Source organism: Exiguobacterium sp. TNDT2 (assembly GCF_003331145.1).
Classification (GTDB): Bacteria; Bacillota; Bacilli; order Exiguobacteriales; family Exiguobacteriaceae; genus Exiguobacterium.
In genome coordinates this window covers 21481-32843 of record NZ_QLVE01000008.1, presented here as the reverse complement: position 1 = coordinate 32843, position 11363 = coordinate 21481, and the positions used below count along the sequence as shown (strand labels likewise).

Sequence of the window (11363 nt, the reverse complement as noted above, 5' to 3'; positions counted from 1 at the left end):
CTCATTAAAATCTTTTTTAATTAAAACTAACTTCAATTGTGCGATGACTGTAAAAAGATTTCCTGATAAAAAGTTCACAGGTATGTTTAACATATTTGAGATATTGGTACTTCGTGCAGGCCGATTTAATTTGAAACAATATAATCGTTCTTCATGTGCGCAGACATTTCTAAACATATTGACGGTTTTTAAAATATCCATCAAAGTCTCTTTAGGTATAGAAGCAACTGAATTATAATGTTTTCTGTAATTAATAGAATAATCCTTTGCAATTCTATCTTTAAGTGTATCATCAACATATTTGTAAAAATTATTTACGTTTCCAATAGTTAATTGATTTACCAGGACCCATAACGGCACCTCTTGGTGGTTGTCTAAGTAATGTTTTATAGAACTACCCGAGCGTTTAGCATGACGAGAAATGGTACTTGCGATGATAGCAATAAGCTCGACTGTGTCTTTTAATTTATCCGGGTTATTAGTAAAGCTTCTAATATCAAGATAAGCGTTGGCACTAGGATGTTCTTCAGAAAATCGATATGAAATTTTAGATTTAATATCTTTTTCAAATATTAATAAGTATTTTAGTAAAATATTTCGTAATTCACGATCTAACACATATAAAGAGTGAACTTCTTCAAAAGTAGTATTTTGTAAATATTGTTCAGGTTGGACAGGACTTCCGTTCGTATTTTTAATTAGAAATAAATCTTTATAGCCATTAATAACGTTGTAATAGCCTTCATTTTCTAAGATTCGTTTTGCTCTAGAACCATTAGTGATTACCATGTCTCTCGATCTAAGTATGGTTAATTGTTGATTATGGGTCTTAAAAGGTTTCATGATTGAACGCATCCTTGTAAAAAAAATAGCCCGGTCCTCGGAAGGAACACGGGCCTGAACGTTAATTAAATAATAATAGATTATTAGTGTTAAGTCAAGAAATGGTGTGGAAAAACCATCATAAATAATGTAACACTAGAGAAAGAAATAGAGAAGAACAACCTAAACAATCAGGATATAGTGTACGTGAGGTAATAGTAATTGGACCATAATTTTTCAAATCAAATTGAATTGGGAAGTGTAAAATTTGAAGAAGACGCTATTATTTTCATTGATGGGTATGGCCGCCGTGACGGGTACCGTGCTCACGCAATATAAACCGCTCGGCAAAAAGCCGAAAGCGCTCCGGTCGCCGAACCTCGTGAACGGCAAGTTCCGGAATCAGCTCGAGACGCCGATGCGGTTTTCATCAGACGACATGATTTCGATGTCGAAGGAATACTTGAACCCGGACTCGCTCCGGAAACCGAGCGAGCGGTTGCCGGTCGTCCCAATCGACTTCAGCGAGAAGCTCGGCTCGAGCTTCACGCGCATCTATTGGCTCGGACACTCGGCGATGCTCGTCCAAATGGATGGAAAGACGATGCTCGTCGACCCGATGTTCGGCCGGAGCCCGTCGCCGCTCCCGTTCGCGAAGAACGAGCGGTTCAGCGAGCACTTGCCGTTCGAGCTCGACGAGTTGCCGGACATCGATGTCGTCTTGCTCACGCACGACCATTACGATCATTTGGACTATGCGACGATTCAAGCGATCAAAGACAAAGTTGCCGTCTTCATCGTCCCGCTCGGTGTCGGCAGCCATTTGAAACGATGGGGCGTCGGGGCGGAACGCATCGTCGAACGCGATTGGGGCGAGACATATGGTTTCGGCCCATGGACGTTCGTCTGCACGCCGGCTCGGCACTTCTCCGGCCGCTCGCTCACCGACCGTAACGCGACGCTCTGGGCGTCATGGGTCGTCCTCGGGGAGACGGACCGCCTGTTCTTCAGCGGCGACGGTGGGTATGGACCACACTTCAAGGAGATTGGTGATACGTACGGACCGTTCGATTTCGCGGCGCTCGAGTGCGGGCAATACGACGAGCGTTGGCCGGACGTGCATATGCAACCGCGTGAGACGGCACAGGCGTTCCGTGATGTGCGGGCCGACAAGGTGCTCCCGATCCATTGGGGCGCATTCACGTTATCGTTCCACGCCTGGTTCGACCCAGCTGAGCAGATGGTGGGGCTCTTGCCACGCGAGGACGTGCTCACTCCAAAAATTGGTGAGCGCATCACACTCGACGGACGAAACGATACGAGTGAGTGGTGGCGAGATATCGAAGACATGAACAAGCGCTGACCGAATCCGGTCAGCGCTTGTTTTTATGAAGAGAGGCGTTCGGCCTCGTCCGTTTCGATATGAAGTTTATGTTTGCGCGTGTAGACGAGAAACGCACCCGTCATGAGAATCGAGCTGATCCCGAACAAGACGACCATGAGCTGTAAGCCGATCAAGTCGAGGAAGAAGCCGGTGACGAGCAACACGACTTGGAAGACGACTCGGTCGAGCATGTTCCGGAACGAGAAGAAACGTCCGTGATAGTCTTTCGGCATCCGTGTCTGGAAAATCGTCACGGCCGTCGGGAAGAAGCAGCCGACCGAGAAGCCGAACAAGACGAACGCCGCGATCGAGACGGCCGGGATGTCGGCGAAGTAGAGCATGAGCTGGGCGATCCCAATCAAAAACGAGAACGTGAACAAGATCGAGAACACGGAGAACTTCTCACCGATCCGTTTGATGAGGAACGCACCGACCATGAAGGCAATTCCTTCGGCCGTATAAATCCATCCTTTGATCGCCGTCGAATCCTGCAGCTCGCTAATGTTGATGACGAGCAAGTTGAAGCCGCCGATGAAGAGGAGCGGGATGAGCGTCATGACGAGCGTCATAAAGATGACCGGAATCGACTTGATGATCGGAAAGACGTCCTTGAACCCGCCGGACGACTTATCGACTTTCTTCGCGGATGGAGCGACCGTCTCGTCGATCTTCAAGAACCACGTCGCGACGGCGAGAAGTAGATAGGCGACAAGCGAGAGCGCATAGACGTCACGGAGCGAGATGAGCGTGAGTAAGATGCCGGCAATGGCCGTTCCGATGACACGCGACAGCGTCGATACGTTCATGTGGACCCCGTTCAAGGCGAGCAACTCTCGTTCCTTGACGATGAGCGGGATGGCCGCCTGGAGCGCCGGGAAGTAGAACGCGGCCGACCCTTGCAGGAAGACGAGGAAGACGACCATCCACAGCACGCTTCCCGTCTCGATGGCGACGAACATGAACAGGACGCTCAGCGCCCGGACAATACTCGAGATGAGCATGATTTTCTTTTTCGAGCCTTGATCGGTGAGACGGCCGGCGAGCGGCCCGATGGCGACCCCGGCGAGCAATCCGCCAGCGAGGATGAGGGCCTTGACGAAGTCAGACGGCACTTTCTCTTGCATGAACTCCAAGTTGCCGATGATGCCGAGCCAAAGCCCGAGACCGGCCACGAACTCCCCGGTCAAGATGATCCAGACGTTGCGATTTTTCCACATATAATTGAGTCCTCGATTCTTATTAGCTAATAATAATTATCCTTCAGAACGATTTAGAAAGCTACAAAAAGGAGCCAAGATTTCGAACTGACTGTATGAACATTACAATTCGTAATACAATGTGTGTAAAGGAGGTCGATCGTATGGGAATGATATCTGTACAGCTCGATGAGGAGGATGAGCGCCTCATTAGAGCGTATGCGAAGTCTAATAACCTGTCCCTTTCGACACTCATTCGTGATGCTGTCTTGAAACGAATCGAGGATGAGCACGACTTAAAACTTTATAATGAAGCGATAAGCGTGCACCAGAAGCATTCCGAGGCAATTTCATTTGATACCATGGTCAAGGACTTAGACAAGTAAATCGAATCTAAAAAGCATTCGTCCAAATATGGGCGAATGCTTTGCTTTTGTTCGTGTAACATCAGATATCGCAGTTGTCGTCCGTGCACGTCGCGCCACCCGAGAGCACTTGAAGCGTCGGTGCCGATTCGGCCCACGTCTTCTCGAGCACTTGCGTGAACGCCTCGGTCGGCTGCGCGCCAGAGACGCCGTATTTATTGTCGAAGACGAAGAACGGGACGCCTGTGATGCCGAGGTCGCTCGCGCGCTTCTCTTCAGCGCGGACGTCTTCTGTGTATACGTCTGAAGCGAGCACGTCTTTCACAGCGTCAGCATCGAGTCCGACACTCGTCGCGATCTCGACGAGGACGTCGTGATCACCGATATGTTTCGCATCGACGAAGTACGCCTTGAGGAGCGCCTCCGACAATTCTTTCTCTTTGCCGACCGTCTTCGCATAGTGCGTCAACCGGTGCGAGTCGAGCGTTCCGGTGACGACCATGTTGTCAAAGTCGTAATCGAGACCGACCGTGCGGGCCTGGGCAGCGACTTGCGCCGTCGTGCCTTTCGCCTGCTCGAGCGGCATGCTGTATTTCTTGGCGAGTGCTTCGTAAATCGAGCGCGAGTCGGTCGTCGGGGCGTTCGGGTCGAGTTCGAAGCTCTTGAACTCGACTTCGACGTTGTCCGCGTGTGGGAACTGTTCGAGTGCTTCTTCTAGACGGCGCTTGCCGATATAACAGAACGGGCAGACATAGTCTGACCAAACTTCAATTTTCATATTAAATCCCTCCTATAGTCAGTGTAGGATGTCTTGAATTTGAAGTAAATGAATGTGCTCACGAAAAAAGCCCTCGCAAGGAGGACTTAGAAGACGTACCAGAACACGCAGACGAAGTGGGCGAAACTGCCGAACAAGATGAACAAGTGGAACACTTCGTGGAATCCCCAACCGCGCCAGTTGACGAACTTTGGTTTGAAGCCGTAGATGAGTCCGCCGATCGTGTACATGACGCCGCCGAGGATGAGCCAGAAGATGCCGGCGTTGCCGATCACGTCATGAAGCGGCCCGATGAAGAACACGGACAACCAACCCATGCCGATATAGAGTGCCGTCGACAAGAAGCGCGGCGCGTGGAACCAGACGAGCTTGAAGATGATTCCGAACAAGGCGAGCGCGTGGACGGTACCGAACAACACCCAGCGCGTCGGTCCTTCGAGCGCGAGCAACGTGAGCGGGGCATACGTCCCGGCGATCAAGGCGTAAATCATCGCATGATCGATTCTTCGGAAGAAGGCGATGACGTTCGGCGAGGCGATGATGCTGTGGTACAGGCCGGACGACAAATAGAGAAAGACGAGACTAATCCCAAACAAAATCGCAGCCAAGATGGCGAGCGGTTCGCCGAGCAGTGACGCCTTCACCGTCATCGCGATCAACGCAACGAATGCGAGCACGGCGCCGGCCAAGTGGGTCAGTGCGTTAATCGGTTCCCGAAAAATCGAATTCATGTAAAACACTCCTTATCACATCATGTAGTATCCATAACTACATGATAAGCTGGATCGAAGAAAACGACAAGGTTTTTGTTTCGGCAAGACTGCTTTGTCCGTATACTGAAGGTGAGGTGATTTGATGAAACCGCATGAGATTGTAGAGTCAGAAGGGACGCTGCCAAAGCAGGTGCTCCCGACGGTCGACTTATACATGGACCAAGTCATCCAGCTGTTCGAGCAACATTACGGCAAGATGAAGCGGAGTGACGACGAGACGATTTTGACGAAGACGATGATCAACAACTACGCCAAAGGTAAGCTGTTCCATCCCGTCAAAAACAAGAAGTACACGAACGAGCACTTGATGTTGCTCAGCCTGATCTACGAGATGAAAGGATTGCTCTCGATCAATGACATCAAAGAGACGCTCCGGCCGCTGAACGAGTCGGACGAGGGCTTCTCGCTCGAGGACTTCTATGACGCGTACCAGGTTCAGAAAGAACAGAACATGCAGGCGTTCGAGGCGCAGGCCGAGACGCTTCTCGCCAACGTGCGCAAGAGTGAGACGAACGGTATTCAACAGTCGCTCGCCATCGCCTCGGCCATCCATATGAGCCACTTGTTCCAACGGCTCGCCGAACAGTTGATTGATGAAGGCAAATAAGAAAAGGCCCTCGCTTCCATTTGGAGTCGGGGGCCTTGTCCATTAGTTGTTGATATACTTCTCGAACACGTCACCGAAATCTTTGCGGTTCCATTCGTGGTAATGACCTTTGAGCCAGTCGAAGCTCTGCTCGTTCAATTCCTTGAACGTCGACGCCACATTCATGTCACCTTGGCGGAGCCCGCTCAAGATCGACACCGAATGCGTGAGTGAGGCGTTGGCATACTCCATCATCTTCCGGCCTTCGCGCTGTTTCTCGGCGATGGCGAGGAGCGATTTGTACAAGTCTTTCACATGCTCGATTTGTTTTTTGTTCACGTCGATCGAGTACGGCTTGTCGCCGATGGTGAACTTGATCTCGACGTCCATGTCGACCGTGCCGGCCGTCTCGAACATGACGTTATTCAACGGGAAGTGGACGTATGGATAGCGATACAAGACGCGTTTTGAACTCATTGCGCTTGTCCCGTCGAGGTGAATCATTGCCAAGTTCGTGAAGCAGTACTCGTCCGATTTCGACTTGATTAAGAAGTAAATCTTCTCATTGTCCTCATGGAGGACGTAATCGTCCGAATCCGCCTTGTCGAAATCTTTCGGGTCGATGACTTCACCGATATCGCTGAAGCCCGTCAAATCAGAAGCTAGTTTTTTGAACATGTCAAATCTCTCCTCAATAGTGGATTTTGTGCATCTCGTTCGGGTCAGACCCGGTCCGCTCGTCGCGGTTGAGTCCATCGATCGCCTGCATGTCTTCTTTCGTCAACATGAAGTCGAATACCTCTATATTCTCGCGAATGCGGCTCGGCGTGATCGATTTCGGAATGACGGCGACACCGTTCTGCAAGTGCCAACGCAAGATGACTTGGGCCGGCGACTTCTCGTGTTTTTCAGCGATCTCGGTGATGACCGGATCCTCAAGCGCCTCACGCCCTTTCATGAGCGGACTCCACGCCTGGATCTGGATATCGTACCGCTGGCAAAATGCGATCAATTCTTTTTGGGACAAGTATGGATGGATCTCGACTTGGTTCACCGCCGGGACGATCGAGCACGACTGGATGATCTGTTCGAGGTGGCTGACCTCGAAGTTCGAGACCCCGATGGCCCGGACCTTGCCTTCCTCATACAACTGTTCAAGTGCTTTATACGTCTCGACGAATTTGCCGAAGCGCGGCATCGGCCAGTGAATCAAGAACAAGTCGACGTATTCGAGGCCGAGCCGATCGAGACTATCTTGGAACGCTTGGAGCGCCTCGTCATAGCCGTGGAACTCATTCCACAGTTTCGTCGTCACGAAGATGTCTTCTCGGGGGACGTCGGATTCACGAATCGCTTGGCCGACGCTCTCCTCATTCTGATAGATAGCCGCCGTGTCAATCAATCGATAGCCGGCATCAAGCGCCGCTTTGACCGTATCGACCGTGACCGCCCCGTCTTCCACTTTGTACACGCCGAGCCCGAGCATCGGCAGTTTCACATCATTGTTGAGTGTTGTCCATTCCATATTGATTCCCTCCCTCTCATCTCCTACGTTACCGAAAATTGGACAGAAGTGAAAGCGAAAGCTACAGTCGAATGCTTTCGCCGTGCGCCTTGATCACGATTTGATCACGTTCGAGTTTGGCCGCAGCGACAAGACGCTCATACGGCTCCTCGACGGGTTCGTACGATAAGACGAACGTGTCCCAATGCATCGGGAAGAAGCGTTTTGCTCCGCTCTGTTTGAACATTGTCCACGCCTGTTCCGGCGTACAGTGTGCTTCCTCGAACGATTCGGGCTGATAGGCACCAATCGGGAAGAAGGCGAGGTCAATCGGTTCTTTGTTCGCGAGCCCGTTGAACGACTCGGTGTACGCGGTATCCCCGGCGAACAGCATGCGGACGCCTTTGTATTTCAAGACGTAACCGTTATAACCCATATGTTTGTCCCATGGGAAACGATTGCCCCAGTGGGCGACAGGGATCGCTTGGACGTGGAGCCCGTTCGCGAGCGTCAATTTGTCGTGCGGATGCATCTCAAGCGTCTGTAAGCTCGGGTATTTACGTAACAGCTTGCTCGTGCCCGGGGCCGAGATGACGACCGTGTCACGGGTGATCAGTCGTTTCAGACTCTTATGGTCGAAGTGGTCCATATGGGCGTGGCTCAGCAGGATGACGTCGACGTGCCCAATCTCCTCGATTGAGAGGGCGGGGGCGGTGTGGCGTTTCATCCCGAACGTGACCGGCCCGACGTGGACACCGATTCGGTTCGAGAACACCGGGTCGGTCAAAATCTTCAACCCGTACCAATGGATGAGCACGGTCGAATGGCCGACCCAAGTGGCGCCGACCATCGTCTCATCGAACGAGGCGAGATCGGGTTTGACCGTCGGGACTTTGAAGGCGGGGCGAGGCAGTCTTCGTTCGAATCGTGTGTATAAGAACGTACCGACGCTTGCTAGGACAGCGCTCGGGACGAGTAGGTTTCGTAATCGCATAGCAGTCACCTCATCATCTAAGTTGGTTTCATCATACCGCTCGCGCGACGCGCTTGCATCCGCCGGAAGGTGTAGAAAAAATGGGAGATTGTGGGGCGCCTCTTGCGAATCCGCTTTCAATTTGGTACGGTGGCAGTAACTTAGGAAAGGAAGGTACATCGTGCCATGAAAAAGTCACACGCACTCAACTGATGAAACGAATCATCACTGTTCGCACGAACGGTCACGGGTGAAGTGTGTCCAATTTCAGGCTACGGGGGTAACCCTTCTTTCCGCTTGACCGGAGCTCTTCACACCATCGCTTTTGAGCGGATGGTGTTTTTTGTTTCATCGCGTATCCGAACAATTAGCGAGGTGAAACAATATGTTATCAATCCAACAAGTCCGGTTCGACCACGACCGGCAACCATTATTCGATAACGTCTCGTTCGACGTGGCGGCAGCAGAACGGGCCATCTTATTCGGACAGAACGGGTCCGGCAAGACGACGCTGTTCAAGCTGCTTATCGGCGAGCTGACCCCACAGGCAGGCACGATCGACGTCTTAGGTTCGGTCGGTGTCGTCAAACAGACGGTGTTTGACGGAGAAGAGACTGCGCTGGACTACGTCATGCAAGGCGACCCGCAGCGCTATCCGCTCTACATGGATGTCACATCAGGTGACACGGCGCGCGTGCTTGAAGCATACGACGAGGCGCTCGCGACCGACGCCTTCGGACTCGAGCTTGAAGCGAGACAGGCGCTCAAACGGCTCGGTCTCAACGGGTATGAAGCGACTCGGCTCCGCGAGTTGAGCGGCGGTGAACAGACACGGGCCCAACTTGCCCGGCTCACGATGCGACACGTCGACATCGTCCTCTTGGACGAGCCGACGAACCATCTCGATTTGGATTCGATTGAGTGGCTGACGCGCTGGGTGAACGAGTTACCGGGGACGGTGCTCGTCATCTCCCACGACCGAAAGTTTATCGATGACATCGCGACGGTCATCCTTGAATTGGATGCAGGGAAAGTCGTCCGCTATCCGGGTAACTATACGGCGTATAAACAGCAGAAGGCCGAGGAACGGGTACGCGACGAGCGGGCCCATGCCCGCTATATGGCGCGGAAGTCGGAGCTGCTCGATATGATCGCCCAATACAAGGGCTGGCATTTGAAAGCGCAGGCGACGGCGAGCGTGCGGAGTCCAGGCGCGCAAAAAGGCGCAGCGAACCTCGCCGTCAAGATGAAGGCAAGGGAACGTAAGCTCGAGCAACTCGAAGGTTCTCGGCCCGATCGACCAAAAGACGCGACCCACGTCTCCGTCCGTTTCCAAGCCGACCCGCTCGAGGCGAAGACGTGGATCACGGTCGACGACGTCTCGTTCGGTTATGAGGCGCCTCTTTTTGAGAGACTTTCGTTCACGGTGAATCGAGGTGACCGTATCTCGATCGTCGGGTCGAACGGGAGCGGGAAGACGACGCTGTTGAAACTGTTGACAGGTGAACTCGTCCCGACGTCAGGTCGGATTCATCGTCACCCGAAACTGAAAATCGGCTACTTCTCGCAGACGCTCGCCCGATTGCCGAAAGACGGGACGTTGCTCGACGCGCTCCTGACCGAGAGTGACATCACGGAGACGGAAGCGCGGACGCTGCTCGCACACTTTTTGTTCCGTCGCGATGAAGTATATAAGCCGATCCGTGACGCGAGCATGGGTGAGAAGTGCCGAATCGCTTTTCTCATCTTGTACTTCTCGGACGCGGACCTGCTCGCCCTCGATGAGCCGACGAACTATTTGGACGTGGCGACACGAGAACAAATCGAGGCCGCGCTAGAGGTGTATCGAGGCGGATTGATTCTCATCTCGCATGACCGGACGTTCCACCGCTTGACGGACCGGACGATCGAGCTCGGGGAGACGGTGCGCATTCTCGAGTCCGGAGATACGAAGCCGGTCGACGTTGACGCGACGCTCCAGACGCTTGAGACATTGACGAGCGAACCGTATATTTTCTTCGACGAGGCAGGAAACGGCATCCCCCTTGCCGAATCCGAACAGAATAGACGAAACAAATAGGGGTGGAATCACATGAAAGAAGAAGTTCGGGCATCACGGGCCGCATCACGGAAACGGAAGCGGTTATGGCAAACGGCGACGGTCATCGCATTAATCGCTTCACTTGTCGGCGTCATCGCCTTCGCGGCCCTCATGGACACGAAGAAATCGGCGTTGCCGGAGACAGATGACATTGCAACCGAATCGGTCGACAGTGAATCAGAAAAAACCGAGGAGACCGAAGCGGAAGCGAAGGCAGAGGAGACCGATGGAACGTACGTCTATATCGCGGCACCGTATACGAAAGTGTTCGCCGATGACCGGGTGACGGTCATCTATGAGGCCGACCTCGGCGACCGTTTCGAACAACTCGAGGCCGTCAGTGGTTTCGTCAAGCTCCAATTGAACGAGCGGACGATCGGTTGGGTGACGGAAGCGCAAGTGACGAAGGAAGCGACGAGTGTCTCGGACGAAGATGTGACCGCGGCCTGGAAAACGGTCGTCCCCACGGCCGACCAGGCGACGCTTGAATGGCTCGGACAAGATATCTCGAGCGTCCGCGCCACGCTCGGGGCCCCGAAAGCGGTCCAGCGTGACCAAGTGAACGAATATCATTTCTATGACGGTTTCTTCTTGATGGTGCGTGACCAGCAGGTGAAGGCGATCGACTGGGACCGCCAAGCGGTCGCGACGCCTGATATGACGGCGACGAGCAGTCAAAATGCCGGCAGTTGGTATGAGGGCGAGACGCGACAATTGAAGTTGTTCCCATATGACGGGGTCATGCGGGTCCGGCTCGAACAAAAATAATGACGATCGTCGAGAGGACATCCCTTTCGGCGATTGTTTTTATGTATTCATTCAAACGAAAGTTTGAATGTTAAGGGAGAAAGGTATAGAATGAAAGGGAGAGGAGGGGATGG

At 52.6% G+C, this 11363-nt stretch carries 12 protein-coding genes; 5 read left to right on the top strand and 7 right to left on the bottom strand.

Going from position 1 to position 11363, the window contains the following annotated elements:
- The coding region (locus DPV68_RS06370; RefSeq protein ID WP_198662262.1) for an Abi family protein at nt 1-843 on the bottom strand (843 nt) is incomplete at its 3' end.
- Nucleotides 844-1117: 274 nt separating this feature from the next.
- On the opposite strand from DPV68_RS06370, the gene DPV68_RS06365 reads away from it, so the two are divergent.
- Nucleotides 1118-2185 (top strand): MBL fold metallo-hydrolase, encoded by a 1068-nt coding sequence (locus DPV68_RS06365; protein WP_114165955.1) that lies wholly within the window; start codon nt 1118-1120, stop codon nt 2183-2185.
- A 23-nt stretch (nt 2186-2208) separates the two neighbouring features.
- Here the strand turns inward: DPV68_RS06365 and DPV68_RS06360 are convergent, their stop codons facing one another.
- Nucleotides 2209-3423, bottom strand: a complete 1215-nt coding sequence (locus tag DPV68_RS06360) for an MFS transporter (protein ID WP_114165953.1) — start codon at nt 3421-3423, stop codon at nt 2209-2211.
- A 143-nt stretch (nt 3424-3566) separates the two neighbouring features.
- Here DPV68_RS06360 and relB point away from each other — a divergent pair, with 143 nt between their 5' ends.
- The gene (gene relB, locus DPV68_RS06355; RefSeq protein ID WP_114165952.1) at nt 3567-3788 is read left to right on the top strand and encodes a type II toxin-antitoxin system RelB family antitoxin; all 222 of its coding nucleotides are present in this window, start codon (nt 3567-3569) and stop codon (nt 3786-3788) included.
- A gap of 61 nt (nt 3789-3849) precedes the next feature.
- On the opposite strand, the gene DPV68_RS06350 is transcribed toward relB, so the two are convergent.
- Nucleotides 3850-4545, bottom strand: a complete 696-nt coding sequence (locus tag DPV68_RS06350; protein WP_114165951.1) for a DsbA family oxidoreductase — start codon at nt 4543-4545, stop codon at nt 3850-3852.
- 86 nt (nt 4546-4631) lie between these two features.
- The gene (gene trhA / locus DPV68_RS06345) at nt 4632-5276 is read right to left on the bottom strand and encodes a PAQR family membrane homeostasis protein TrhA (RefSeq protein WP_114165950.1); all 645 of its coding nucleotides are present in this window, start codon (nt 5274-5276) and stop codon (nt 4632-4634) included.
- Nucleotides 5277-5400: 124 nt separating this feature from the next.
- Here trhA and DPV68_RS06340 point away from each other — a divergent pair, with 124 nt between their 5' ends.
- Nucleotides 5401-5925, top strand: coding sequence for a DUF1836 domain-containing protein (locus tag DPV68_RS06340; RefSeq protein ID WP_114165949.1), 525 nt, complete (start codon nt 5401-5403; stop codon nt 5923-5925).
- 42 nt (nt 5926-5967) lie between these two features.
- On the opposite strand, the gene DPV68_RS06335 is transcribed toward DPV68_RS06340, so the two are convergent.
- From DPV68_RS06335 to DPV68_RS06325, 3 genes are all read right to left on the bottom strand, one after another.
- On the bottom strand, nt 5968-6582 hold the full coding sequence (locus DPV68_RS06335; protein WP_114165948.1) for a PH domain-containing protein: 615 nt from the start codon (nt 6580-6582) through the stop codon (nt 5968-5970).
- A gap of 13 nt (nt 6583-6595) precedes the next feature.
- Nucleotides 6596-7429, bottom strand: coding sequence for an aldo/keto reductase (locus DPV68_RS06330; protein ID WP_114165947.1), 834 nt, complete (start codon nt 7427-7429; stop codon nt 6596-6598).
- A 61-nt stretch (nt 7430-7490) separates the two neighbouring features.
- A complete protein-coding gene (locus tag DPV68_RS06325; protein WP_114165946.1) occupies nt 7491-8402 on the bottom strand; it encodes an MBL fold metallo-hydrolase in 912 nt (303 codons plus the stop codon).
- 364 nt (nt 8403-8766) lie between these two features.
- Between DPV68_RS06325 and abc-f the strand changes: the two genes are divergently transcribed.
- The gene (abc-f, locus tag DPV68_RS06320) at nt 8767-10461 is read left to right on the top strand and encodes a ribosomal protection-like ABC-F family protein (RefSeq protein WP_114165945.1); all 1695 of its coding nucleotides are present in this window, start codon (nt 8767-8769) and stop codon (nt 10459-10461) included.
- Between the two features lie 12 nt (nt 10462-10473).
- Nucleotides 10474-11250 (top strand): hypothetical protein, encoded by a 777-nt coding sequence (locus tag DPV68_RS06315; protein ID WP_114165944.1) that lies wholly within the window; start codon nt 10474-10476, stop codon nt 11248-11250.
- Nucleotides 11251-11363 lie beyond the last annotated feature (113 nt).